The sequence below is a fragment of the Pectobacterium zantedeschiae genome, assembly GCF_004137795.1.
GTDB lineage: Bacteria > Pseudomonadota > Gammaproteobacteria > Enterobacterales > Enterobacteriaceae > Pectobacterium > Pectobacterium zantedeschiae.
Map to the genome: position 1 here is coordinate 2,847,293 of NZ_NWTM01000001.1, position 24,527 is coordinate 2,871,819.

Annotated in this window: 21 protein-coding genes, 2 tRNA genes and 1 pseudogene; 12 read left to right on the forward strand and 12 right to left on the reverse strand. The window is 48.9% G+C overall.

Annotated features, from left to right (window positions below; all coding sequences use genetic code 11):
* Window positions 1–11: 11 nt before the first annotated feature.
* On the reverse strand, window positions 12–641 hold the full coding sequence (rlmE, locus tag CLR69_RS12840; RefSeq protein ID WP_005971510.1) for a 23S rRNA (uridine(2552)-2'-O)-methyltransferase RlmE: 630 nt from the start codon (window positions 639–641) through the stop codon (window positions 12–14).
* A 143-nt stretch (window positions 642–784) separates the two neighbouring features.
* Here rlmE and yhbY point away from each other — a divergent pair, with 143 nt between their 5' ends.
* Entirely contained in the window at window positions 785–1,078 is a 294-nt protein-coding gene (gene yhbY / locus CLR69_RS12845; RefSeq protein ID WP_010283039.1) for a ribosome assembly RNA-binding protein YhbY, read from the forward strand.
* A gap of 128 nt (window positions 1,079–1,206) precedes the next feature.
* On the opposite strand, the gene greA is transcribed toward yhbY, so the two are convergent.
* Window positions 1,207–1,686, reverse strand: coding sequence for a transcription elongation factor GreA (greA, locus tag CLR69_RS12850; protein WP_129702782.1), 480 nt, complete (start codon window positions 1,684–1,686; stop codon window positions 1,207–1,209).
* Window positions 1,687–1,954: 268 nt separating this feature from the next.
* Here greA and dacB point away from each other — a divergent pair, with 268 nt between their 5' ends.
* A complete protein-coding gene (gene dacB, locus CLR69_RS12855) occupies window positions 1,955–3,388 on the forward strand; it encodes a serine-type D-Ala-D-Ala carboxypeptidase (RefSeq protein WP_129702781.1) in 1,434 nt (477 codons plus the stop codon).
* 70 nt (window positions 3,389–3,458) lie between these two features.
* Here the strand turns inward: dacB and cgtA are convergent, their stop codons facing one another.
* The 4 genes from cgtA to rplU form a co-directional block, all read right to left on the reverse strand.
* On the reverse strand, window positions 3,459–4,631 hold the full coding sequence (gene cgtA, locus CLR69_RS12860; RefSeq protein ID WP_129712833.1) for an Obg family GTPase CgtA: 1,173 nt from the start codon (window positions 4,629–4,631) through the stop codon (window positions 3,459–3,461).
* A gap of 260 nt (window positions 4,632–4,891) precedes the next feature.
* Window positions 4,892–5,854, reverse strand: coding sequence for a DMT family transporter (locus CLR69_RS12865; RefSeq protein WP_129702779.1), 963 nt, complete (start codon window positions 5,852–5,854; stop codon window positions 4,892–4,894).
* Window positions 5,855–5,942: 88 nt separating this feature from the next.
* A complete protein-coding gene (gene rpmA, locus CLR69_RS12870; protein ID WP_005971498.1) occupies window positions 5,943–6,200 on the reverse strand; it encodes a 50S ribosomal protein L27 in 258 nt (85 codons plus the stop codon).
* A 19-nt stretch (window positions 6,201–6,219) separates the two neighbouring features.
* Entirely contained in the window at window positions 6,220–6,531 is a 312-nt protein-coding gene (gene rplU, locus CLR69_RS12875; RefSeq protein WP_010283026.1) for a 50S ribosomal protein L21, read from the reverse strand.
* A gap of 256 nt (window positions 6,532–6,787) precedes the next feature.
* Between rplU and ispB the strand changes: the two genes are divergently transcribed.
* A complete protein-coding gene (gene ispB, locus CLR69_RS12880) occupies window positions 6,788–7,759 on the forward strand; it encodes an octaprenyl diphosphate synthase (RefSeq protein WP_129702778.1) in 972 nt (323 codons plus the stop codon).
* Between the two features lie 77 nt (window positions 7,760–7,836).
* Here ispB and CLR69_RS12885 read toward each other — a convergent pair whose 3' ends face one another.
* Both CLR69_RS12885 and CLR69_RS12895 read right to left on the reverse strand, forming a co-directional pair.
* On the reverse strand, window positions 7,837–8,211 hold the full coding sequence (locus CLR69_RS12885) for a DNA-binding protein (RefSeq protein ID WP_129702777.1): 375 nt from the start codon (window positions 8,209–8,211) through the stop codon (window positions 7,837–7,839).
* Between the two features lie 251 nt (window positions 8,212–8,462).
* Window positions 8,463–8,849 carry a DNA-binding protein gene (locus CLR69_RS12895; protein ID WP_129702775.1) on the reverse strand — a complete coding sequence of 129 codons (387 nt, stop codon included), beginning with the start codon at window positions 8,847–8,849 and terminating at the stop codon, window positions 8,463–8,465.
* A 187-nt stretch (window positions 8,850–9,036) separates the two neighbouring features.
* Between CLR69_RS12895 and CLR69_RS12900 the strand changes: the two genes are divergently transcribed.
* Window positions 9,037–9,300, forward strand: coding sequence for a helix-turn-helix domain-containing protein (locus CLR69_RS12900; protein WP_039303153.1), 264 nt, complete (start codon window positions 9,037–9,039; stop codon window positions 9,298–9,300).
* 265 nt (window positions 9,301–9,565) lie between these two features.
* On the opposite strand, the gene mdh is transcribed toward CLR69_RS12900, so the two are convergent.
* The gene (mdh, locus tag CLR69_RS12905) at window positions 9,566–10,501 is read right to left on the reverse strand and encodes a malate dehydrogenase (RefSeq protein WP_129702774.1); all 936 of its coding nucleotides are present in this window, start codon (window positions 10,499–10,501) and stop codon (window positions 9,566–9,568) included.
* A gap of 468 nt (window positions 10,502–10,969) precedes the next feature.
* Between mdh and argR the strand changes: the two genes are divergently transcribed.
* Window positions 10,970–11,440 carry a transcriptional regulator ArgR gene (gene argR, locus CLR69_RS12910; RefSeq protein WP_010283010.1) on the forward strand — a complete coding sequence of 157 codons (471 nt, stop codon included), beginning with the start codon at window positions 10,970–10,972 and terminating at the stop codon, window positions 11,438–11,440.
* Between the two features lie 103 nt (window positions 11,441–11,543).
* Here the strand turns inward: argR and tsaD are convergent, their stop codons facing one another.
* Window positions 11,544–12,557, reverse strand: a complete 1,014-nt coding sequence (gene tsaD / locus CLR69_RS12915) for a tRNA (adenosine(37)-N6)-threonylcarbamoyltransferase complex transferase subunit TsaD (RefSeq protein WP_129712834.1) — start codon at window positions 12,555–12,557, stop codon at window positions 11,544–11,546.
* A gap of 227 nt (window positions 12,558–12,784) precedes the next feature.
* Here tsaD and rpsU point away from each other — a divergent pair, with 227 nt between their 5' ends.
* The 3 genes from rpsU to rpoD all read left to right on the forward strand — a co-directional run bounded on the left by rpsU (window position 12,785) and on the right by rpoD (window position 16,897).
* Window positions 12,785–13,000, forward strand: coding sequence for a 30S ribosomal protein S21 (rpsU, locus tag CLR69_RS12920; RefSeq protein WP_001144069.1), 216 nt, complete (start codon window positions 12,785–12,787; stop codon window positions 12,998–13,000).
* Between the two features lie 153 nt (window positions 13,001–13,153).
* Window positions 13,154–14,908 carry a DNA primase gene (gene dnaG / locus CLR69_RS12925; protein ID WP_129702772.1) on the forward strand — a complete coding sequence of 585 codons (1,755 nt, stop codon included), beginning with the start codon at window positions 13,154–13,156 and terminating at the stop codon, window positions 14,906–14,908.
* 153 nt (window positions 14,909–15,061) lie between these two features.
* The gene (gene rpoD, locus CLR69_RS12930) at window positions 15,062–16,897 is read left to right on the forward strand and encodes an RNA polymerase sigma factor RpoD (RefSeq protein WP_129702771.1); all 1,836 of its coding nucleotides are present in this window, start codon (window positions 15,062–15,064) and stop codon (window positions 16,895–16,897) included.
* An 89-nt stretch (window positions 16,898–16,986) separates the two neighbouring features.
* Here the strand turns inward: rpoD and mug are convergent, their stop codons facing one another.
* Complete coding sequence (gene mug / locus CLR69_RS12935; protein WP_129712835.1) at window positions 16,987–17,490, reverse strand: G/U mismatch-specific DNA glycosylase; 504 nt, start codon at window positions 17,488–17,490, stop codon at window positions 16,987–16,989.
* A gap of 139 nt (window positions 17,491–17,629) precedes the next feature.
* Here mug and CLR69_RS12940 point away from each other — a divergent pair.
* The 4 genes and pseudogenes from CLR69_RS12940 to CLR69_RS22900 all read left to right on the forward strand — a co-directional run bounded on the left by CLR69_RS12940 (window position 17,630) and on the right by CLR69_RS22900 (window position 19,785).
* Window positions 17,630–17,705 (forward strand) — tRNA-Ile (locus CLR69_RS12940).
* Window positions 17,706–17,840: 135 nt separating this feature from the next.
* Window positions 17,841–18,254 (forward strand): annotated as a pseudogene (locus tag CLR69_RS12945) (tyrosine-type recombinase/integrase); the annotation flags it as partial.
* Entirely contained in the window at window positions 18,254–19,618 is a 1,365-nt protein-coding gene (locus CLR69_RS12950; protein WP_129712836.1) for a HEPN domain-containing protein, read from the forward strand. The pseudogene CLR69_RS12945 and the gene CLR69_RS12950, both read left to right, overlap by 1 nt.
* A gap of 41 nt (window positions 19,619–19,659) precedes the next feature.
* Window positions 19,660–19,785, forward strand: a tRNA-OTHER gene (locus CLR69_RS22900).
* 131 nt (window positions 19,786–19,916) lie between these two features.
* Here CLR69_RS22900 and CLR69_RS12955 read toward each other — a convergent pair.
* Window positions 19,917–24,140: a sulfite reductase subunit alpha gene (locus CLR69_RS12955; protein WP_129712837.1), complete on the reverse strand. Its 4,224-nt coding sequence runs from the start codon at window positions 24,138–24,140 to the stop codon at window positions 19,917–19,919.
* Window positions 24,141–24,527: the final 387 nt, after the last annotated feature.

A 24,527-nucleotide genomic window follows, 5' to 3' on the forward strand; every position in this document is an offset into this window, starting at 1 on the left:
GCGTTAGGGTACTACAGTTTGCGCCCTGTCGCTACAATATACACTTCACGAGACCGGGCACGTGAGGCGTCTGGTTTACGAATTTTCACCTTCGTAAACAGGGAGCGAATTTCCCGCAGGTATTCATCAAAGCCTTCTCCCTGAAACACTTTCACCAGGAAACTTCCGCCTGGTGCTAATACATCCCGACACATACCAAGTGCTAATTCAACCAGATACATCGACTTCGGAATATCAACGGCTGGTGTACCACTCATGTTAGGGGCCATGTCAGACATCACCACCTGAACTTTGCTATCGCCAACCCTTTCGAGCAAGGCTTTGAGGACCAGTTCATCACGAAAGTCCCCTTGCAGGAAATCGACGCCAACAATCGGATCCATCGGTAAAATATCACAGGCGATAATTCGACCATTTCCACCAATTTGCGTGACCACATACTGTGACCAGCCGCCAGGTGCAGCGCCTAAATCCACAACCGTCATACCGGGTTTAAACAGTTTGTCGCCCTGCTGTATTTCATCAAGTTTAAACCAAGCGCGTGATCGCAGCCCTTTTTTCTGGGCTTGCTGCACATATTTATCGCTAAAGTGTTCCTGCAACCAGCGACTGGAGCTTGCAGAACGCTTTTTATTCGCCATCGATTTTCCAACTATTCTCAGTAACACGCTCGTGGTGGGGAGAAACTTCTCACATATTACCAATCAGAACAGTCAAATTGGTTATAATCATGAGATGGCGGTAGAATGAACCGTTTTCAATCCCAACCTAAGTAAAAAAGACAATGAACCTAAGTAATAAACAAAAACAACACCTGAAAGGCTTGGCACATCCGCTAAAACCGGTTGTCATGCTGGGCAATAACGGTCTCACCGAAGGTGTTCTGGCTGAGATCGAACAAGCATTAGCACATCACGAGCTGATCAAGATAAAAGTAGCGACAGAAGACCGCGAAACCAAAGCCTTGATTGTTGAAGCGATTGTTCGTGAAACGGGTGCAGCTAACGTCCAGGTCATCGGCCATACGTTGGTGCTCTACCGTCCTGCGAAAGAACGTAAAATTGTGTTACCACGATAACACTTTTTATTTCAGGATACTCAGTTTTAACGGAAAGGTGCCATGCCTCTCGGTTAGAGAAAAGGCCGCAAGCGGCCTTTTTCTTTTCTTTACAATTTTTGCTGTTTTAATCAACAATACGGCAAAAATTATAGATATTCGACCTTCAGTACTTCGTATTCCACGTCGCCGCCCGGTGTACGAATGACCACAACGTCATCTTGTTCTTTGCCGATCAGGCCACGAGCAATCGGAGAGTTAACAGAGATCAGATTCTGCTTAAAATCCGCTTCGTCATCACCAACAATCCGGTAAGTTTGCTCTTCTTCGTTATCCAGATTCATCACTGTCACGGTTGCACCAAAAATGACACGCCCGTTGTTAGCGGCCATTTTTGTGACATCGATAACCTGCGCGTTAGACAGTTTTGCTTCAATGTCTTGAATACGCCCTTCACAGAACCCCTGCTGCTCGCGTGCAGCATGATATTCTGCATTTTCTTTCAGATCGCCGTGCTCACGGGCTTCGGCAATCGCTGCAATAATTTCAGGTCGGCGTACAGATTTCAGGTGGTCAAGCTCTTCGCGCAATTTTTCAGCGCCACGCAACGTCATCGGAAATTGTTTCATATTGTCTATACCTCTAAAAAAGTCCGTAAGACTCAAATAATCGTCATCCTGACGCGCTAAAAATCAAAGGCGACGGAGTCTCTGCAACGTCCCAGTCCTCACTGGACATAAAACAAAAGCAACCAGCCCCGGAACAAAATTTCCAGGCTAGCAGCGATTTTGCATTTTGATACGTATTTTACCCCAGAGTTCAATGAGGGTCATCGTTTACTTTAGACCTTATTGCGCCGTAGTATGACCACACGTTACCCCGTTCTTAGCTGAGATTATGCGTTTTTCATCGATTGTTACCGGACTTGCCTGCGCTTTTGTTCTGCATGCCAATGCAGCTTCTGTTGAAGATCATCGTCAATATTTGCCTGATGGCGCCAATTTGGCGTTATTGGTGCAAAAAGTTGGTGCAACAACACCCAGCATGGCCTTCAATAGCCAGCAAATGGCGCTTCCTGCCAGTACGCAAAAGGTGATAACCGCATTAGCTGCATTACTGCAATTGGGCCCAGATTATCGATTCATCACCACGATGGAGAGCCATGGTCCCGTAACCAGCGGTATTCTGAACGGCAACCTGATCGTACGGTTTGGCGGCGACCCAACATTGAAGCGCCAACAAATACGGAATATGGTTCAGGAATTAAGGAAACGAGGAATACAGGAAATATCAGGCGATGTGCTGATCGATACTTCCGTTTTTGCCAGCCACGACAAAGCGCCAGGCTGGCCCTGGAACGACATGACACAGTGCTTCAGCGCCCCGCCGGGCGCGGCAATTGTCGATCGTAACTGCTTTTCCGTCTCACTTTACAGTGCGCCTAAAGCGGGTGATAACGCATTTATCCGCGTTGCATCCTATTATCCGGTGCAGATGTTCAGTGAAGTGCGCACGCTGGCTAAAGGATCCCCTGATGCCCAGTACTGCGAACTGGATGTCGTCCCGGGAGAATTGAATCGCTTTACGCTCACAGGCTGCCTAACTCAGCGCACAGAGCCACTTCCGCTGGCATTCGCGATTCAGGATGGAGCCAGCTATGCCGGTGCTATCGTTAAAGATGAACTTCAGCAGGCAGATATTCGCATTAAAGGCAGTCTACGCCGCCAAACACAACCAGGCCCTGCGGGAAGCGTGCTGGCTCAGACGCAATCGGCTCCGCTACACGACCTGCTCACTATCATGCTAAAAAAATCGGACAATATGATTGCCGATACCGTTTTTCGCACCATTGGGCATGAACGCTTTAGCGTACCGGGAACGTGGCGTGCAGGTGCGGATGCAGTACGACAGATCCTGCGTCAGAAGGCGGGTGTAGATTTAGGAAACAGTATTGTGGTGGATGGCTCAGGCCTGTCACGACACAACCTGATTTCACCGGAAACGATGATGCAGGTATTACAGTACATCGCGCAACATGATAGTGAGCTGAATTACATCACGATGCTTCCGCTTGCTGGCTATGACGGCACGCTACGCTATCGTGGGGGCCTGCATGAAGCTGGTGTTGACGGCAAAGTTTCGGCTAAAACTGGAGCATTACAGGGCGTATACAACCTGGCAGGCTTCATTACCACCGCGAGCGGACAGCGTATGGCATTCGTGCAGTTCCTGTCAGGCTATGCCGTACCGCCAGAAGACCAGCGCGCACGTCGTGTCCCTCTGGTGAGATTTGAAAGCCGTCTCTACAAAGACATTTATCAGAGCAACTAGCATAAAAATACGGCCTTACCCTGACAGGATAAGGCCGTGATAGGCGAGAATTGACTAGCTGAAGAATGGATTACTTTTGATAGATAATCTCAACACCTTCATCATCTTCATCGTCCCAATCATCATCCCACTCTTCTTCGGCTTCTTTTTCTACTTCAGCCAGTTGTTCACGGTGATAATCATCCCACATGAATTCAACTTTTTCTGGCGCACTTTCGGCAATCGCCGCCATTTTCGGATTGGCTTTCAGGAAGCTCATCACATCCCAGCAAAGTGGAGTAACACCTTCACGATTTGCCGCAGAAATCAGGTAGTATTTATCATCCCAGCCAAGCGCAGCTGCAATGTCCTTAGCACGTTTTTCTGCTTCAGCCTTGTCGATCAAATCAACCTTGTTGAAAACCAGCCAACGCGGCTTTTCTGCCAAGCCAGCGCCATACTGTTCTAACTCGTTGATAATGATTTTGGCATTTTCAACCGGATCTGATTCATCGATCGGTGCCAAATCAACCAAATGCAGCAGTACACGACAACGTTCAAGGTGCTTAAGGAAACGAATCCCCAGCCCGGCACCGTCGGATGCCCCCTCGATCAATCCAGGGATATCCGCCACGACAAAGCTCTGCTCGCTATCCATACGGACTACGCCCAAGCTCGGTACCAGCGTGGTAAACGGATAATCGGCCACTTTCGGCTTCGCCGCTGATACTGCACGGATAAAGGTCGATTTACCTGCGTTAGGCAGGCCAAGCATTCCTACGTCAGCCAGCAACAGCAGTTCCAACGTCAGCTCACGCTCTTCGCCTTTCGTGCCGCTGGTCTTCTGACGAGGGGCACGGTTGACGGACGATTTAAAACGCGTGTTACCTAAACCGTGCCAACCGCCTTTAGCTACCATCAGATTCTGCTGATGGCGCGTCATATCACCCAGCACCTCGCCGGTACCCTGATCAAGAACGCGGGTACCAACAGGGACTTTAATCGTAATATCTTTACCGCGTTTACCAGTACAGTCGCGGCTTTGTCCATTTTGTCCACGCTCAGCGCGGAAGGATTTTTCAAAACGGTAGTCGATCAGCGTGTTCAGGTTTTCGTCTGCCAGCAGGTAAACGTCACCGCCATCACCGCCATCACCACCGTCCGGGCCACCGTTAGGAATATATTTTTCACGGCGAAAGCTGACACAACCGTTACCGCCATCGCCCGCCACAACGAGAATTGTGGCTTCATCTACAAACTTCATTGATTCTCTCCGCAAAAAACCAATAGAGAATATCTACGTGTTTTAGGCTTGTTATTGGTTCTCTTTGGCGTAACTTTTTGATTTTACGGCATGTAGCGTATTTCTACTCACCATTAAAAAACTGACGCACCAGAACGCATTCCAGCAAAGGAGCAGGATTGTACCTGCCTGCTCCAATAATTTCATCTGTATTAAAAATAAACAACACATGCAGACTATCAAAAGATGGCTGTGACCACTGCAATATGCTTTATCTTAAGTTACTTTTTCACCATCAATGATGGTACAGGTTCTTTCTTTCCAGGGAAGAAGCGATGGCCGATAGCGGAAAACATAGCACCAGCAACAACGACAAAGGCTCCTACATAGCCAACCCAATTCAACACTGGAGCAGCAAAAAAAGTTGGCCACCCTAACGCCAATAAATCGGAAAACAGCAGCGTAAATAGCGGCGTTAACGTAATGACCGCGCTAACCTGCGAGGCCTGCCAGCGAGCCATCGCCTCCGCTAGTGCACCATACCCAATCAATGTATTAGCGCCACAGAATAGCAGGCAAAGAAGCTGCCATCCGCTAAGCTGGAAAATAACCTCAGGTTTGGCAAAAGGTGTGATAAAGACGACACACAAGACATACAGCAGAAACAGAATCTGCTGCGAAGTCAGACGCCGTAACAGGACTTTCTGCGCCACACCATACGATACCCATACCGCCGAAGCGCAAACACCCAACAGTACGCCCAGCGTGTAGTCTGTTAATCGGGTAAAAATCTCAATCAGGCTGGTATTAAAAAACAGGATCAGGCCACAGATCAGCATGATCGCTCCAATGACCTGCGTGCCGCGCATCTTTTCCTTCAGGATAAGTACGCTGGCGAACATCATACCAACCGGGGAAAGCTGCCCAATAACCTGAGACGCCGTCGGGCTCAGATATTGCAGAGACGAGCTAAAAAAAACAAAATTGCCTAAGAGGCCTGCCGTAGCAATCAGCAGCAAAACCCACCAACGCCGATGACGGAAAACTTGCATTGGCGGTAGCTTCTTCCGGGATGACAAAATAATGCCAAGTCCAATCGAAGCGATAATAAAGCGATACCAAACAACCGTATAAGGTTCCATAACCACCAGAACCTGTTTCATAGCTATCGGCAACGCGCCCCAGCAAACAGCGGTGGTAAGCGCCAGACAAAGACCGATACCCGTCTGTTGTTTAGTATTCATACTTATCCAGATGGTTTACTCAGAATCAGAATGTAAAAAGCCCCGCAAAGATTGCGGGGCTTAAATCTGTAAGACCTAACGCGAAAAATTATTCAGCAACGATGCTGATAAATTTACGGTTCTTCGGGCCTTTAACTTCAAACTGAACTTTACCATCAGTCAAAGCAAACAGAGTATGATCTTTCCCGCAGCCAACGTTAGTTCCTGCGTGGAATTTGGTGCCACGTTGGCGAACGATGATGTTGCCAGCCAGTACACTTTCGCCGCCAAAACGTTTTACGCCCAGACGTTGTGCGTTAGAGTCACGACCGTTACGGGTTGAGCCGCCAGCTTTCTTGTGTGCCATTTAATCCGCTCTCCTAATCTTAAGCGCTGATGCCGGTAATTTTCACGTCAGTGAACCACTGACGGTGGCCTGCTTGCTTACGGTAGTGTTTACGGCGACGGAACTTAACGATCTTCACTTTTTCGCCACGACCATGAGCAACAACTTCAGCTTTGATTTTACCGCCATCGACGAAAGGAACGCCGATTTTGATTTCTTCACCATTAGCAACCATCAAAACTTGGTCAAACTCAACGGCTTCACCAGTTGCGATGTCCAGCTTTTCCAAGCGAACGGTTTGACCTTCGCTTACTCGGTGTTGTTTACCACCACTTTGGAAAACTGCGTACATATAAAACTCCGCTTTCCGCGCACCCGTTAATAGGTTTCAGAGCACGCTATAAATATTCATAATAGGGCGCGAATTCTACGCAAAAATACTGAGGATGACAAGTGCATAATCAACGGATGTGAAGAAAAAGAATACAACGTATCAACTGCCGTTTATCTCTCTCATTTTTCAAGTACAATCGGCTCAATCAGTTTCGTCTTGCCGATATGCAACAGCAATCTTACGGCAGTGTTGAAGACATACGTTGGCACAAACCATGAATCTAGAACAAATTACAACATTAACTGCACAGGATATGGCAGCTGTTAATAAAGTCATTCTTGAACAACTGAATTCCGACGTCGTTTTGATCAACCAACTTGGCCATTATATCATCAGCGGCGGTGGAAAACGGATACGCCCGATGATTGCTGTGCTTGCGGCCAGAGCCCTCGCCTATGAGGGTGACAAACACGTTACCGTCGCTGCACTGATCGAATTTATCCATACCGCAACGCTACTACATGATGATGTGGTCGATGAATCTGACATGCGGCGGGGTAAAGCGACAGCGAATGCTGCCTTTGGCAACGCCGCGAGCGTACTGGTTGGAGATTTCATTTATACTCGCGCTTTCCAGATGATGACCAGCCTCGAATCATTACGTGTACTGGCACTGATGTCAGAAGCGGTAAACGTGATCGCTGAAGGGGAAGTCTTGCAGTTAATGAATTGCAACGACCCAGATATCACAGAAGAAAGTTACATGCGCGTCATTTACAGCAAAACAGCACGTCTATTTGAAGCAGCGGCGCAATCTTCATCCATCCTTGCAGGTGCAACGCCAGAGCAAGAAAAGGCACTTCAGGACTATGGACGCTATCTGGGCACGGCGTTCCAGTTAATTGACGATCTGCTGGACTACAGCGCAGACGGCAAAACCCTGGGGAAAAACACGGGCGATGACCTTAATGAAGGCAAACCAACGTTACCACTGCTGCATGCGATGCGTCAGGGTAATACAGAACAGAGCTCGCTAATTCGCAAAGCAATTGAGGAAGGAAACGGGCGTCATCTGCTGGAGCCTGTTCTTGCTGCGATGCATCAATGTGGTTCACTCGATTATACACGCCAGCGTGCCGAAGAAGAGGCGGATAAAGCGATCAGCGCACTACAGCTGCTGCCAGAAACGCCATATCGTACAGCACTTGAAGGACTCGCCCATCTAGCCGTACAACGCGATTTCTAACGTGGTATAAGCTTCTTATCGGATAAGAACATTGATTCATAAGTAGCGCTGCCTTGCAGCGCTACTCGCTCGACAGACTAGGCGGTCTGATCGATTGTGACATCATCCAGCCGAGACAACATTGCTATTGTTCCCTCACGCAAGATGAAATTAATCAGCCGGGATCGTTCATCAACAGATAGCTGATGAAAGATATGCACCCATGATGACAACAGAGTCGGCTCATTATCAGTACAATAGTATTCTGTTGGCGAATTCTCTTTCACTAATAGAGAATTTCTGACCTCATTCGGCAAACTGCGAATCGAGTATTCGACACCACGCCCTTGAACCCCTTTTCGCCTGCGCTTTTCCCAACCGTCGTCACGTGCCCGCTTGTTCAGCCCTTGCGGCGATTTAGGCAACCCACCTACGCCAACTAGCTCACTTGTTGCAAACCATTCTTTGTCCATACTCGTCACTCCCTTGTTTGTTTTGAACAGGCATTACGTCAACTCGCCCAAAAGTTTCCATATAATAGACTATAATTACCTAAACCGCTAACTTTTACACGTTACCGACACACCTAAGTAATAGAAGAAATGATGAAATCCGGCGCGATGCCCACACACCGCAGCCAGAAAAAATGCGACAAAGCGAGAAAGAATACAGGTTCCTTTCCATCGCTGAGGTTCATGCCCGAAAAGATCGCCAGCAGCGCGAATCAGTCAATCACCATCGATGAGACAGGCTCCTCATCTGACGGTATGATGCCCAACTGACTCAGCGTGGCAGACACCCCAACTCGCAGAATATAAGCAATTAGCTCATCTCTTTCTTTTTCAGATAGTTGCTGATAAATCTGCATCCATACGGCCAATGCCGCAGGCTGTTTTGCAGAGTAAACTGAAGGCTCGATTTCGAACAGTAGGGATTTTTTTACCGTATCCGGTAAGCTGTGAATTGAATACTCGACTCCTCTTCCCTGGACGCCTTTACGGCGACGCTTCTCCCATCCATCCTCGCGGGCGCGCTTATTTAATCCTTGTCTTGATTTCGGAAGGCCGCCGACTCCAACCAATTCGCTGGTAGCAAACCACTCTTTTTTCATTGCCATTCATCCTGATAGTGCCATCCCTAACAAAAACGCGATCATTTGGAAATTAATTGAGAATTTTAAGGAAAATTAATGCTATATTATTTCCAAATAATAATGTCATGTTAGCTCGGCATATAACTAACATCCGTTATTTATACCACTAATCTACAGTCGTCTTATAGCAAATAAGGGAAGGATTATGATTTTAAGGAAACAAGACTGGCATCCTGCTGATATCATTGCTGCACTGCGCAAGAAAAATACGACGCTGGCAGCAGTATCGCGAGCGGCCGGATTAAGCTCATCTACGTTAGCCAATGCACTCTCTCGCCCTTGGCCCAAGGGGGAATGGCTTATTGCTGATGCGCTAAATATCCACCCATCGGAGATTTGGCCCAGCCGGTATTACAATCCAGAAACCAATGAGCTTATTGACAGAAAAAAACTCATACGCCCCGATTAAAATAAAGAAAAGCCCGAGATCGACATCTCCGGCTTTTTATTCTGCGTATTATTAACATTCAATAATACCCTAAATAATTCGAGTTGCAGGCAGGTGTTGACGCAGAGAGTCCCCAGTCACTTACATAAGTAAGTAACTGGGGTGAGCGAGGACAAATCGGCTAAGCCGATTTGAACGCCGCTTGCGGCGGCCCTTCAGGGCGAGGCTTAGAAATAAGGCGAGTATTACCAACGCACATGCAGCTTGAAGTATGACGGGTAATCAATTACTTGATGAACGTCTCGCCTAGCTCAATATCCTGCTTCAGCGTATCCAGCATGCTGTTCAATGCATTTTGCTCAAAAGCACTTAATGTGCCGATATCTTTACGCTCAGCGACGCCATCTTTGCCTAACAAGATTGGCTGAGCGAAGAAGCGCGCATGTTTGCCATCGCTTTCAACGTATGCACACTCAACCACACCGCTTTCGCCTTGCAGCGCACGAACCAGAGACAGACCAAAACGCGCAGCAGCCTGCCCCATAGACAGCGTTGCCGATCCGCCACCTGCTTTGGCTTCAACAACTTCGGTGCCCGCATTCTGGATACGTTTGGTCAGATCGGCCACTTCCTGCTCGCTGAAGCTGATGCCTGGCACCTGAGACAGCAGAGGCAGAATCGTCACACCAGAGTGCCCGCCGATAACCGGCACGTTAATATCCTGCGGCTGTTTGCCTTTCAACTCAGCAACAAACGTGTTGGAACGGATGATATCCAGTGTTGTTACGCCGAACAGTTTGTTCTTGTCATAAACGCCAGCTTTTTTCAGCACTTCAGCGGCGATGGCGACGGTCGTGTTCACTGGGTTGGTGATAATACCGATACAGGCTTTCGGGCAGGTAACCGCAATTTGCTCAACCAGATTACGCACAATGCCAGCATTGACATTGAACAGATCGGAACGATCCATGCCTGGTTTACGTGCCACCCCCGCAGAAATCAGTACGATATCTGCACCAACGAGTGCTGGTTTAGCATCTTCACCGCTATAGCCTTTGATCTTCACTGCTGTAGGAATATGGCTCAGATCGACGGCAACACCCGGCGTTACCGGAGCAATATCGTAGAGAGATAGTTCTGAACCTGAAGGAAGCTGGGTTTTAAGGAGGAGTGCGAGTGCCTGACCGATACCACCTGCTGCTCCGAGAACTGCAACTTTCATCCTAAACTCCTTATTATCGTAAAATAAAAAAGTGCCGTGAATTCATTTGGTTATAAACAGAATATAAAAATGGGGATAAAATCAGTCTACTTATCTTCCTACAAATGAATGAGAGACAAAAACCCGCTATGTCTCTAATAATAAACCAAAAACAACCATTCGTTTGAAAGGTAAGTAAAGTTAATAAGCTATTGAGCTATAACGTGGCGTTCATTCACGTGCGTTTAACTAGTGGGCTACATTACACCGATCAATGGCGTCCAAACAACATCATTCTGATAACATTTGATTTACTTTTATGTGACGCAGAACGCATTTTTTGGACTACCTGGAAGGCTGATTTTTTTTGAAAACAGTGACTAGCGCATATATGGGGAAATAGACTGGAATTATACGCGATTTAATTGCATAAAAATTCACACAACTGCATAATGGGACAATTAATCATAACAATTAATCCGGTGCAGAATGCGAAATTCGACAAAACAAGAAGACCTCGTTAAAGCGTTCAAAGCGCTGTTAAAGGAAGAGAAGTTCAGCTCTCAAAGTGAAATTGTTCAGGCATTGCAAGACGAAGGATTTGAAAACATCAACCAATCCAAGGTGTCTCGCATGCTAACGAAATTTGGCGCGGTACGCACACGCAATGCAAAAATGGAAATGGTGTATTGTCTCCCTGCTGAACTCGGCGTCCCAACCACATCCAGCCCGCTGAAGAACTTAGTGCTGGACGTGGACTACAACGACGCGGTCGTCGTGATACATACCAGCCCAGGTGCCGCACAGCTCATTGCTCGTCTGCTGGACTCACTAGGGAAGTCAGAGGGTATTCTTGGCACCATCGCAGGTGATGACACCATCTTCACCACCCCGGCAAGAGGATTCAGCGTCAAACAACTTTACGAAGCGATTCTGGTGCTCTTCGAACAAGAGTTGTAATTCCACTCGTCCGCTACCGTTTTTTGTTACTCGTTTTTTGCTACATCTTCATCTTCTTTGCTACGTGTAGATCTACTACACGTAGCAAGTATCACTCGGATGCTTACACCGCCGGCAATTCAGCCAACGGCCAACGTGGGCGAACGGATACACCCAGCGTCTGACTCGCACCATGAAGTAGACGTACACTACCCGCATAGGCAATCATCGCGCCATTATCCGTACAAAATTCAGGGCGCGCATAAAACACCTCACCACCGCGTTTTGCCATCACTTCACCTAAGCGCTGGCGCAATGTCCGGTTTGCGCTCACACCACCCGCCATGACCAATCGTTTGAAACCCGTGTCATCCAATGCACGACGACACTTGATGGCAAGGGTATCAACGACAGCATCCTCAAAGGCACGCGCAATATCGGCACGCGTTTGATCGTCATCACCGTTGCTACGAATCGTATTGGCAGCAAACGTTTTTAGCCCTGAAAAGCTGAAATCCAATCCAGGACGGTCGGTCATCGGGCGAGGAAATGTAAAGCGCTGCGAATCACCTGTTTGCGCCATTTTCGACAGCATTGGACCACCGGGATAATCCAACCCCAGCAACTTCGCCGTTTTATCAAACGCTTCGCCCGCCGCATCATCTACTGACTCGCCCAGTAAGCGATATTCGCCAATGCCTGTCACACTGATGAGCTGTGTATGCCCACCGGAAACTAGCAGCGCCACAAACGGAAACGCAGGTGGATTATCTTCCAACATCGGCGCCAACAAGTGCCCTTCCATGTGATGCACAGGAACCGCAGGCACGCCCCAGGCGAACGCTAACGACCTGCCGACCGTCGCGCCCACCAATAGCGCGCCAACCAAACCAGGGCCTGCGGTATACGCCACACCATCGATATCATCAGCCTGTAACCCGGCTTCACGCAGCGCCGCCTGAATCAGAGGAACCGTTTTACGCACGTGATCGCGTGAGGCAAGCTCAGGCACGACGCCGCCGTAATCAGCATGTAATTTGACCTGGCTGTATAGCTGATTGGCGAGCAAACCCGCTTCCGTGTCATAGATAGCCACTCCGGTTTCATCACAGGATGTTTCGATACCCAATACGCGCATTACTGTTCCTACTTTAATGACGATACAAGCACGCGTTAAATGCTGCTTGCTTCAAACTGCGGATAGTCTACCATAAGCGGCCTGATTTCTGCGCTGGCCGCGGTTGGGTGTTTTATGATCACCGCAATGCTTTACAAAGGCGTCACGTTTGCAGTAGAATTCCGCACCATTTTGAAAAGGCTGGCACAAGGCCAGCGGCAAACCGAATTTATTGAGGTGAGAGGCACATGCCGGTAATTAAAGTACGTGAAAACGAGCCGTTCGACGTAGCTCTGCGTCGCTTCAAACGTTCCTGTGAAAAAGCGGGCGTTCTGGCTGAAGTTCGTCGTCGTGAGTTTTATGAAAAACCAACGACCGAACGTAAGCGCGCTAAAGCTTCTGCAGTGAAACGTCACGCGAAGAAATTGGCTCGAGAAAACGCACGCCGCACTCGTCTGTATTAATTTTCTGGAGGGTTTCCCTCCAACGCGTGATTAATCCGCAGACTTAGCAGTTGCATACGAAGGCCGTGCTTTCCGTAAGGAAGCGCGGCTTGTTGTCGTTTATAAGCTATATCCAATGTAACCACGTTGCAGAAAGGTATACACCAGGGGCTTATGGCTGGACGAATCCCACGCGTATTTATTAATGATCTGCTGGCTCGCACCGACATCGTCGATCTCATTGACGCGCGCGTCAAACTGAAAAAGCAGGGCAAAAACTACCATGCGTGCTGTCCGTTCCATCACGAAAAAACCCCTTCATTCACCGTAAACGGTGACAAACAGTTCTATCACTGTTTTGGCTGTGGCGCACACGGCAACGCCATTGATTTTTTGATGAATTACGATCGTCTCGAATTCGTTGAAACTATTGAAGAACTGGCCACCCAATACGGCCTCGAAGTGCCTTATGAAACTGGAACGGGCCCAACCCAGTTAGAGCGTCACCAACGGCAAAGCCTGTACGAACTGATGGGACAGCTCAGCGGGTTCTATCAGCAAGCCCTAAGTCAATCAGTTGGAACACCAGCGTTGCAGTATCTGCAACAGCGTGGTTTAAGCGCAGAAGTTATCAGCCATTTCGCGATTGGCTTCGCCCCGCCCGGCTGGGATAACGTTTTAAAGCGCTTTGGCCGCAATAATGACGATCGCAGCACATTGAACGATGCTGGGATGCTGGTGACTAACGATCAGGGTCGAACATATGACCGCTTCCGCGAGCGTGTGATGTTTCCCATCCGCGACAAACGGGGACGAGTGATCGCCTTCGGCGGACGCGTATTAGGCGACGGTACCCCAAAGTACCTTAACTCGCCGGAAACAGAAATTTTTCATAAAGGTCGCCAACTGTACGGCCTGTATGAAGCGCAGCAAAACCACCCAGAACTCAAGCGATTGTTAGTTGTTGAGGGTTATATGGATGTGGTGGCGCTGGCACAGTTTGATATTGATTATGCGGTCGCGTCGCTGGGTACCTCCACGACAGCCGATCACATTCAGTTACTATTTCGCGCCACAGACCTGGTGGTGTGTTGTTACGACGGAGACCGTGCCGGACGCGAAGCGGCATGGCGCGCGCTGGAAACTGCGCTACCCTATTTGAACGATGGTCGTCAGCTACGCTTTATGTTCCTGCCAGACGGTGAAGACCCCGACACACTGGTGCGAAAAGAAGGCAAGCAAGCGTTTGAGCAGCGCATGGAACACGCGCTGCCGCTGTCGCAGTTTCTGTTTGAGACCTTGCAACAACAGGTGGATATGAGTTCACCCGACGGCCGTACCAAGCTCAGCACGCTGGCACTGCCGCTGATAGGCCAGGTACCGGGAGAAACGCTGCGGCTGTATTTGCGCCAGCAGCTCGGCAACAAACTGGGAATTTTGGACGACAGCCAGTTGGATAGACTGCTACCCAAAGTGGCAGAACAGTCTCAATCCTACCAGCCGCCACAACTAAAAGTCACAACTATGCGTATACTTGTAGGACTTTTAGTACAAAACCCAAGACTGGCGGCAGAGGTTCCTGACCTCGCGCTGGAAGGCATTGAAGAAGACAAAGTTGCTGGTTTATCGCTGTTTCAGGATTTGGTGAAAACCTGTAATACCAGCCCTGGCATGAATATGGGCTTGCTGTTGGAAAAATATCGCGACAGCAAGTACCGCAAACAGCTTGAAACCATGGCTTCATGGAACCATATGATCGAAGAGGAAGAGCTCGACGAGAAGTTCAGAATCAGTCTGGCAGAGCTCTACGATCAGCTGTTGAAACAGCGACAAGAAACATTGATTGCCCGTGACAGAACGCATGGGCTCAACGCCAAAGAAAAAAAAGAGCTTTGGTCGTTGCAACTGGCGTTGACCAGAAAACACTGATACAGAGGCTTAATTGCCGATAAATAGCAGGGTTGAGCCCTGCAAAGAGCCGCTACAGGGGCGCGGCGATAAGAAAAATACCCCTAATGCTATTGTTAGCGAACTACGCTGACCGACACCAACCCAAATACTCTGAAGTGTGGATACCGTCTTATGGAGCAAAACCCGCAGTCACAGCTGAAGCTGCTTGTCACCCGTGGTAAGGAGCAAGGCTACCTGACCTATGCTGAGGTCAATGACCATCTGCCGGAAGATATCATCGACTCGGATCAGATCGAAGATATCATCCAGATGATTAACGACATGGGCATCCAGGTGATGGAAGAAGCACCGGATGCTGACGATCTGTTGCTGGCCGAAAACACCAATGATGCCGATGAAGATGCGGCAGAGGCTGCTGCGCAGGTTCTATCCAGTGTTGAATCGGAAATTGGTCGCACCACCGATCCGGTTCGCATGTACATGCGTGAAATGGGTACCGTTGAGCTGTTGACGCGTGAAGGCGAGATCGATATCGCCAAGCGTATTGAAGACGGTATCAACCAGGTTCAGTGCTCTGTTGCCGAGTATCCTGAAGCCATTACCTATCTGTTGGAACAGTACGACCGCGTCGAAGCGGGCGAAAGCCGCCTGTCCGATCTGATCACTGGCTTCGTCGATCCTAATGCGGAAGAGGACATTGCCCCTACCGCGACTCACGTTGGTTCTGAGCTTTCGAGCGAAGAAATGGACGATGATGACGAGGAAGAAGACGACGAGGAAGAAGAAGACGACAACAGCATCGATCCTGAGCTGGCGCGTGAGAAGTTCACCGAACTGCGTGAACAATATGAAACGACCCGTCAGGTGATCAAAGCCCACGGTCGTAGCCATGCTCTGGCAGCACAGGAAATCCTGAACCTGTCTGAAGTCTTCAAACAGTTCCGCCTGGTGCCGAAACAGTTTGATTTCCTGGTTAACAGCATGCGTTCCATGATGGATCGCGTCCGTACTCAGGAACGTTTGATCATTAAGTTGTGCGTTGAGCAGTGCAAAATGCCGAAGAAAAACTTCGTCACGATGTTCACTGGCAATGAAACCAACAACAGCTGGTTTGCAGCAGCAGTAGCAATGGGCAAACCATGGTCTGAAAAGCTGAATGATGTTGAAGAAGACGTCAGCCGCAGCTTGCAAAAACTGCAACAGATCGAAGAAGAAACCGGCCTGACGATCGAGCAGGTTAAGGACATCAACCGCCGTATGTCGATTGGTGAAGCGAAAGCTCGCCGCGCCAAGAAAGAAATGGTGGAAGCCAACCTGCGTCTGGTTATTTCTATCGCGAAGAAATACACCAACCGTGGTTTGCAGTTCCTCGACCTGATTCAGGAAGGCAACATTGGTCTGATGAAAGCGGTAGATAAGTTCGAATATCGCCGTGGTTACAAATTCTCGACCTATGCAACCTGGTGGATCCGTCAGGCGATCACCCGCTCTATCGCCGATCAGGCGCGTACTATCCGTATTCCGGTACACATGATTGAGACGATCAACAAACTGAATCGTATCTCTCGTCAGATGTTGCAGGAAATGGGTCGTGAGCCGACGCCGGAAGAACTGGCTGAACGTATGCTGATGCCGGAAGATAAGATCCGTAAAGTGCTGAAGATCGCGAAAGAGCCGATCTCAATGGAAACCCCAATTGGTGATGATGAAGATTCACATTTGGGCGATTTCATCGAAGATACGACGCTGGAGCTGCCGCTGGATTCCGCAACGTCGGAAAGCCTGCGTTCTGCGACACACGACGTACTGGCTGGCCTTACTGCGCGTGAAGCGAAAGTCCTGCGCATGCGTTTCGGTATCGATATGAACACCGACCATACGCTGGAAGAAGTGGGCAAACAGTTTGACGTTACGCGTGAGCGTATTCGTCAGATCGAAGCGAAAGCGCTGCGTAAACTGCGTCACCCAAGCCGTTCCGAAGTGCTGCGTAGCTTCCTGGATGATTAATTCATCTCTCAGCTAATCCACGCTAAATAGCTTTCTTCTAAATAACCCCGGGCCACCGGGGTTATTTTTTACCTGTCAGAATGCTCAGCCTACGTTCTATCCTGCAATGCCTGATGCAGTTCCTGATACGACGCCACCAATGACTCCAGCGTCGCACGATTCAGCCCACTAGGATTTGGCAACACCCAAACCTGTGTTTCGCCAATACGCAGCTCCTGACGCCCCCATGAAACCTTTTTGATACCAAACGCCTGACTGAACGCCTGTTTCCCTAGCACGGCCAGCGCACGCGGTTGATAGCGCGTCATCTTCTCAACAATCGCATTCCCGCCTTGCAGTAGTTCATCTCGCCCTAGCTCGGTCGCCTCAACCGTTGGTCGCTCCACCAGCATGGTAATGCCGCATCCGGTGTCCAACAGATGTTGTTCTTCTGCAGGTGTCAGCAAACGTTCGGTAAAACCCGCCTGATGAATCACTTTCCAGAAGCGATTATTGGGATTAGCAAAGTGGTAACCGTGATGGGCCGTCGACAGCCCGGGGTTAATACCGCAGAAAACAACCTGAAGATTTATTGCCAGAATATCGGTAATCATGTCTTTCCCTACTGCCGTTGACTACGCCATCGTAAATTCTGATAAGAATAACAACAAGCTATCTTGAGTATAAAACCACCACCCGGCAGATAGACTATAGACCTCCCCCTGCACATTACCGTATAATCATCGCCCATTCGGCCCCTTAGCTCAGTGGTTAGAGCAGGCGACTCATAATCGCTTGGTCGCTGGTTCAAGTCCAGCAGGGGCCACCAAACTTTAGTTTTAAAATCATGAAATTAAGCCACCTTTCGCAAGGTGGCTTTTTTGTATTTGAAATTGGGAGTGCCGATAAAATGGCTATGGGAACTGCGACACAATGCAACTGTGGAGTTGTCGTCAGAGTATGACTCTCCACTGGTGCTCGATGGTCTGAGGCTGAGGGACTAAAGAAAAGCCAACTAACTAAATATAAAATTGCTTACACTAAGACAAAGGGAAGAAAAAACCGCACCGTCCCTATTAGCAAAGAGCTTTATGACTCGCTCCCAGATGATAAAAAAGGCCAGCTCTTTAGTGAATGCTATGGGGCGTTTAGGTCAGCACTTGAAAGAACAGGCATTGAATTGCCTGCCGGACAACTTACCCATGTATTGCGCCACACCTTCGCCAGCCACTTTATGATGAATGGTGGTAATATTCTGGTCTTACAACGTGTGCTCGGTCATACCGACATAAAAATGACTATGCGATATGCGCATTTTGCTCCAGAGAATTTGGAAGATGCAGTTAAACTAAACCCTTTAAATAGTAGAGTTCTATAATGAATCTTAAAGATATTATTTCAGATATAGTTAGGCTAATTGACAATCGAGACTTTAGTTGTGAAAAGGGATTTCCTGACACAATAACAACAAGATCAGGAATACAGATCAGTTATATTAGTGATGTAAGATATAAAATTGAATTATTTAAAGATATTATAAAAGCGGATTTAAAACATCCTTTAAACAATATTTCAAATAATTCACTTTACGATATATGCCGCAATTCCATCTGCGATTTATATACAGAAAAAACTTTACATGAAGGCATCGAAGATAACAGTAGAAGCCATATAAAAAAACTAAAAAAAGAAATAGAAGAAAGAGTTCACATGAGCCTTACAACGCTAACGCATCATTTTCCAGCACATACATGTCTATTTCCTCTTTCAGAAGCAATTAGTATTGGCCCTGTGACTTTCTACCCTAATCTTCAATGGGTTAAAAAATTAGAACTGCATGATAACTATACACAACAAACATTAGCACCAGATGAAGACTTAGTAAATTGGAAAGAGGAACTCATAAAATTAACCGATCCTTTAGAAAGATATGAATCAGAGAACCATATTGCAAACCGTATATATAGTATAATAAAAAAATCAAATACCATATTAGAAATTGAAATAAAAAATTTTGAATTTAATTTATCTAGAAAATTAGCAAAAATCGCCACACAAGCAACAATTGATTCTTTCTCTTTGATTTTCAACAATGAAGGTATGTTCAAACAACAGAATCTATATGAGCACCCTACTCTTCCATTTTCATTCAATACCCTAGCCTCATACAAGGGGAGGCTTGTTTATCCCGGAATGACATTGACAGAACGAACGCCAGTATATAATGGTGCTACCATTAGCACTTTTCTTAATGAAAATAAAGAATTCATCGATTCGGCAGGAAATATAATAGATTCAGTAATTAACATAAAAAACTATCCTAATAAAGATTTATCGATTCGATGGACAACATCATTAAACTGGTATGCCGAAGCCCAGAGAGAGCAAGATGATGCAATCGCTCTTGCTAAGATTGGTATTTCCTTAGATGTTTTATCTGGCGGTGGTGAATGGGTAGGTATTTTAGAAATGGTAAAAAACATCTTGGGACTTGATGACCAGCATGTAATTTTCGAAAAACCGCATAAAACAGTATTAAAAGAATTCATTTCAGATTTGTATAATAAGGGACGTTCCCAGATTGTTCATGGTAATCACATCGATAGACTAATTCCTTTCGAACAAGAAAGAAAGAAAGCCTCAAAAATGTGTAGAGTTATTCTGATGGCATCAGCTCATAACCTCATGAATTATTCCGGTGATGGGTCACATAACGCGTTTGTAAAAATGGCTCATAGATAAAAAGCAGTGGCGATAAAATGGCGGTAGAAGTGGCCCAAACTGGCCCCTAATTGGTCAGCAATGTCCCTTTATCTTCATAATTTATAATGTAACTCATTGATTCCCATTTGTTCCTACAGGAACTCATAATCGCTTGGTCGCTGGTTCAAGTCCAGCAGGGGCCACCAGATTCAAAGAGTTGCGTTAATAGCGCAGCTCTTTTTTGTCTATGGGGCTTAGAGGTAAAGCGACTAACGCCGCATCATCAGAGATTCCACGTTTCATGTGTAAGGCAATCAAGCCTATATCGCTGGCACACTCAGTACACATCTCGCACATAGCGTTTGTCCTGTGCCATTTTGGCAACATAAGCCGCGGCCTCTTCGCTACTCATATTCCCGTGAACCTGTATAGCCTGCCGGAGCGCCGAGTCGACATCTTTAGCCATGCGGCTGGCATCACCACATACGTAGAAATGCGCCCCCTCCTCCAACCAACGCCATAGTTCTGCGCCCTGCTCGCACATGCGGTGCTGGACATAAATTTTCTCGCGTTGATCACGCGAAAAGGCCGTATCAAAGCGATGCAAATAGCCATCACGTTGCAGTATCTCTAACTCCTCACGATAGTAGAAATCGGTCGCCGCACGCTGCTCACCAAAGAACAGCCAATTTTTACCTTGCGCCTCTGTCGCCCGTCGTTCTTGCAGAAAAGCCCGGAATGGCGCGATACCAGTGCCAGCGCCAACCATGATGATTGGCGTATCAGCATTTTTCGGCGTGCGGAAATGCGCTGACTTTTGAATGAAAATAGGCACCGCCACCGACTCTGCCGCGCGGTCAGCCAGAAAGGTTGAGCACACGCCGCCACGCAGTTTGCTATCCATGCCATAGCGAACCGTCGAGACAGTCAGGTGAATCTGATGCGGTGTAACCTTCGGACTGGACGAAATAGAATACAAGCGCGGCTGAAGGCGCTTAAGCACGGTCAACCACTCTTCGGCCTGAACCTGAACCGGAAATGCCTGTAGCAAATCGACAATCTGCCGTCCCCACAGCCACTCTTTTAGTTCCTCCTTACGCTCCTCTTTCAACAGTTCAGCCAGCACGTTATGGCCTGAACGAGCGCTGACAAACTGCAAGACCTCCGGTGTGATGCGGGCAATCTCGAAATGCTGGGATAACGCCTCGGCCAGCATCATGTCACCTTTATCCTTCACGCCAACCACGGTAGACGGCGAGAGTTTGAGGGCGGAAAGCATCTCGTTCACCAGTTCAGGGCTGTTAGTTGGCCAGATGCCGAGCGCGTCGCCTGCTTCGTAGCGCATATCGCTACCTGAAATATCAAAGGCGAATTGCCGGGTCTCTTTTTCCGCTCCTGGCGCATTAAGCAGTTGGTTGATGACAAGGCGTGCGGACAGCGGCGCATTTCTGCTGAAAAGAGAAGACGAAGCCACGACGGGTGCCGCAGTGCACACTTCATCCTCGTCAGCCAGTGTCACCGTTGCAGCCATAGCCACGCTATTTACGATTGGCCTGTTGGCGCCCGCAAGCACGTTGACCATGCTGTCCAACCAGACTTTTGCCACATCCTGATAGTCGGGCTCACAGTCAGTTCGCGCGACCAGACGCTTTGCCCCTAGCGCCTCAAGCCGCGCATCGAGCCGACGACCAAAACCGCAAAACTGGTCATAGTTTGAATCTCCGAATGCCAGCACAGCGAATTCCATTTCAGGCAACGGAGGAACCGAATCAGCCTGTAATGACGTCCAGAAATTTGTGCCATTGTCAGGAGGATCGCCGTCACCAAACGTGCTGGCAATGAAGAGCACACGCGGCGTCGCAGGCAAATTTACACTTTTGAAGCTGTCCATATCGGACAGAGTGACGGTATGCCCTTCCGTCTTCAGACGTTCGGCGCACTGTGCAGCGAAACTTTCCGCATTGCCGGTTGATGATGCCCATAAAATCAAAATAGGTGGCTGTGATGGTGCTGTCACAACCGCAGGAGAAGGCACAGGCAAAGAAGCAACACCGCCATCAGGCAACCAGGTGCGGGCAAAAAGCCCAGCCAGCATACCGTCGAGCATCAGGCGTCGGGTAGGTTCCAGCGGTGCCGTGGCGGGCAGCACGGGTACACCGCCAGCCAATCTTGATGCGTCAGTACGCAAGGCCGCGATATAACCTTGCAGATAGTGCTGTTCGTGCGCACTCAGCGTTATCGCAGGAGGAGCATCAAGGCCGAGTAACGTAGCCAGTGCATCGATGTGTTTCATGTCGAGTTCCTTGATGTCGTTGTTTGGCGTACCCGCCTCGGCCTGTTCCGGTATGGGCACAGCAGCCGATGTGATCTCTTGACTCGAAAGCACGAGCGACGCAGGTTCAGCGATCCGCATCAGCGCTACGGCAGAGAACTTGAATTCAGGCTGTTGAGAAATGGGATCAATGGCATCGCTGGTGACCGCGTTAATCGCCAGATCGTCACCAAAAACATCATTCCAGTGAAAGGGAGCAAAACAGTTGCCGGGACGAACCCGATCGGTCACCACGGCAGGGAGTACGGCTCGTCCGCGACGCGATCGGACTTCCACACGATCTTTATCCTGAATACCGAGCGCATTGGCGTCTTCAGGATGCACTTCGATAAAAGGCCCAGGGTTGAGCTTGTTGAGCGTTGGAATCTTCCCGGTTTTCGTCATCGTGTGCCACTGGTGCTGCAAGCGACCGGTATTCAGCACAAATTGGAAATCACTATCCGGCATTTCTGCAGGTGGCATATGCGGTCGGGGAAGGAATATCCCTTTACCGCTTTCAGTTGCAAACACCAGGCGCGGCTGCGTGCCGTCCGGCAAATCTTTACGCGTCTGGCTCACGCCGTCGTTGAGATAGCGAATCGGGTGGCGGTCTTGGTTATCCTCAGGGGGACAAGGCCACTGCAAGGGAGATTGCCGTAAACGCGTATAACTGGCTCCCCGAATGTCATAACCCGTCTTCGGGTTCCAGAACTGTTTGATTTCTTCAAACACTTCAGATGCCGATCCGTAGCTAAATCCCTGCGAATAACCCATCTCGCAGGCGACGTTGGCAATAATTTGCCAATCCGCCATCGCCTCACCGGGCGAATCAACGGCTTTCTGCATCAGCGTTAAATTCCGCTCGGAGTTAATCATCACGCCTTCCGCTTCAGCCCACAGCGCGCCGGGCAGCAGGATATCGGCATAACGGTTAGTCTCGGTATCAAGAAACGCATCTTGTGTAATAACCAGTTCGGCGGCTTGCAACCCGGCTATCACATTCTTACGGTTGGGAACCGTGGCAACCGGATTTGTACAGATGATCCAACATGCCTTGATCTTGCCCGCCATCATATCTTCAAACAGGGCTACGGTGCCGCCGCCAAGATCGGTGCGTAAGGTTCCGGCGGGTACATCCCAAAGCGCTTCAATGGCTGCACGATCTTTCTCCACCAGCACCGAACGCTGCCCCGGTAATCCCATCCCCATATAGCCCATTTCACGCCCACCCATCGCATTGGGCTGTCCCGTCAGAGAAAACGGGCCGCTTCCTGTGCGGCAAATTGCACCGGTGGCTAAGTGCAGGTTACAGATCGCATTGGTATTCCAGGTGCCATGCGTGCTTTGGTTAAGCCCCATCGTCCAACAGCTCATCCATTCCGACGCGGTGCCGATCCATTCTGCTGCTTTACGGATATCGGCTTCTGTCAGCCCAGTGATCTCCGCCACTTTCTCCGGGGGATAGTCCTCAAGGAACTCAGGCATTGCCTCCCACCCTTCGGTAAACTCGGCGATAAATGTGGGATCGGTGTGCCCATTCTGGACAAGCAGATAAAGCAGGCCGTTGAGCAACGCCAGATCGGTACCAGGCTTGATTGGCAGGAACAGATTAGCTTTGTCCGCCGTGGCATTACGACGTGGGTCAACCACGATGAGCTTAGCCCCGGCTTTGACGCGATCCATCATTCGCAGGAAAAGAATAGGATGACAGTCGGCCATATTCGCACCAATGACGAAAAAGACATCAGCATGGTCAAAGTCTTTATAGGAGCCCGGCGGCCCATCCGATCCCAGAGAGAGTTTGTAGCCGCTACCCGCGCTAGCCATACACAGGCGGGAGTTTGACTCGATGTTATTCGTGCCGATAAAGCCTTTGGTGAGTTTATTCGCCAAGTATTGGGCTTCCAGCGACATCTGGCCAGAGACGTAAAGCGACACCGCATCAGGGCCATGGGTATCAATAATCCCCCGCAGTCGCCGCGCGGTTTCCGTGATGGCTTTTCGTATATCAACCCTGACTGATTCGTGCTGACGATCCACGCGCAGGTAGGCATGTTCCAGCCGCCCTGATTCAGCGAGTGCCTGACCACAGGTATTACCCTTAGTACATAGTCGCCCGAAGTTAGTGGGATGCGTCTTGTCACCTGATACCTTGATCACGCGATTGTCTTTTACTTCCATCACCACACCGCAACCGACCCCACAGTAAGGGCAAACGCTCTTCACACACGCTGAGGATTTGGCATCCATGGCTGACTCCCGTAGGGCTGATGTTGCAACAGCCCTGCGAAAGAAGAGCTGCACCGGGCGAATTTAGGCATAAAAAAACGTCCACATAACCCCGCTCTCGCCATAATGCGAAAAGCGTGATTGTGTGGACGCCATTGTCCTACCCGAGGTTTGGCTCTGCGTTGAGGCAAATCTGCGGAATCGCTATAGCTTTGATAAGCAAGTTGCGTGCCATCGCTATGCAAAGCCAGATATAACGCGGTAGAGAGAGAAACGATGCAATGTCGCGCAGCATAACTGCATCACAATGGTGCAGGGTAAGAGGGCAACCGTGCATTTCTGGTTCATCTGCTCTTTCAGGTTATGCACTTCAATGAGGAAAAGCCGGTATGCCATTGCAGCGCGTTC

Excerpts from the sequence above, each read along its gene's own strand:
- CLR69_RS12900 (WP_039303153.1), top strand. The coding sequence starts at position 9,037 with ATGATTTTAAGGAAACAAGACTGGCATCCTGCTGATATCATTGCTGCA.
- ispB (WP_129702778.1), top strand. The coding sequence starts at position 6,788 with ATGAATCTAGAACAAATTACAACATTAACTGCACAGGATATGGCAGCT.
- rplU (WP_010283026.1), bottom strand. The coding sequence starts at position 6,531 with ATGTACGCAGTTTTCCAAAGTGGTGGTAAACAACACCGAGTAAGCGAA.
- CLR69_RS12950 (WP_129712836.1), top strand. The coding sequence starts at position 18,254 with ATGAATCTTAAAGATATTATTTCAGATATAGTTAGGCTAATTGACAAT.
- rpmA (WP_005971498.1), bottom strand. The coding sequence starts at position 6,200 with ATGGCACACAAGAAAGCTGGCGGCTCAACCCGTAACGGTCGTGACTCT.
- mdh (WP_129702774.1), bottom strand. The coding sequence starts at position 10,501 with ATGAAAGTTGCAGTTCTCGGAGCAGCAGGTGGTATCGGTCAGGCACTC.
- rlmE (WP_005971510.1), bottom strand. The coding sequence starts at position 641 with ATGGCGAATAAAAAGCGTTCTGCAAGCTCCAGTCGCTGGTTGCAGGAA.
- rpsU (WP_001144069.1), top strand. The coding sequence starts at position 12,785 with ATGCCGGTAATTAAAGTACGTGAAAACGAGCCGTTCGACGTAGCTCTG.
- cgtA (WP_129712833.1), bottom strand. The coding sequence starts at position 4,631 with ATGAAGTTTGTAGATGAAGCCACAATTCTCGTTGTGGCGGGCGATGGC.
- CLR69_RS12895 (WP_129702775.1), bottom strand. The coding sequence starts at position 8,849 with ATGAAAAAAGAGTGGTTTGCTACCAGCGAATTGGTTGGAGTCGGCGGC.
- CLR69_RS12865 (WP_129702779.1), bottom strand. The coding sequence starts at position 5,854 with ATGAATACTAAACAACAGACGGGTATCGGTCTTTGTCTGGCGCTTACC.
- CLR69_RS12885 (WP_129702777.1), bottom strand. The coding sequence starts at position 8,211 with ATGGACAAAGAATGGTTTGCAACAAGTGAGCTAGTTGGCGTAGGTGGG.
- argR (WP_010283010.1), top strand. The coding sequence starts at position 10,970 with ATGCGAAATTCGACAAAACAAGAAGACCTCGTTAAAGCGTTCAAAGCG.
- rpoD (WP_129702771.1), top strand. The coding sequence starts at position 15,062 with ATGGAGCAAAACCCGCAGTCACAGCTGAAGCTGCTTGTCACCCGTGGT.
- greA (WP_129702782.1), bottom strand. The coding sequence starts at position 1,686 with ATGAAACAATTTCCGATGACGTTGCGTGGCGCTGAAAAATTGCGCGAA.
- tsaD (WP_129712834.1), bottom strand. The coding sequence starts at position 12,557 with ATGCGCGTATTGGGTATCGAAACATCCTGTGATGAAACCGGAGTGGCT.
- CLR69_RS12955 (WP_129712837.1), bottom strand. The coding sequence starts at position 24,140 with ATGGATGCCAAATCCTCAGCGTGTGTGAAGAGCGTTTGCCCTTACTGT.
- dacB (WP_129702781.1), top strand. The coding sequence starts at position 1,955 with ATGCGTTTTTCATCGATTGTTACCGGACTTGCCTGCGCTTTTGTTCTG.
- dnaG (WP_129702772.1), top strand. The coding sequence starts at position 13,154 with ATGGCTGGACGAATCCCACGCGTATTTATTAATGATCTGCTGGCTCGC.
- yhbY (WP_010283039.1), top strand. The coding sequence starts at position 785 with ATGAACCTAAGTAATAAACAAAAACAACACCTGAAAGGCTTGGCACAT.
- mug (WP_129712835.1), bottom strand. The coding sequence starts at position 17,490 with ATGATTACCGATATTCTGGCAATAAATCTTCAGGTTGTTTTCTGCGGT.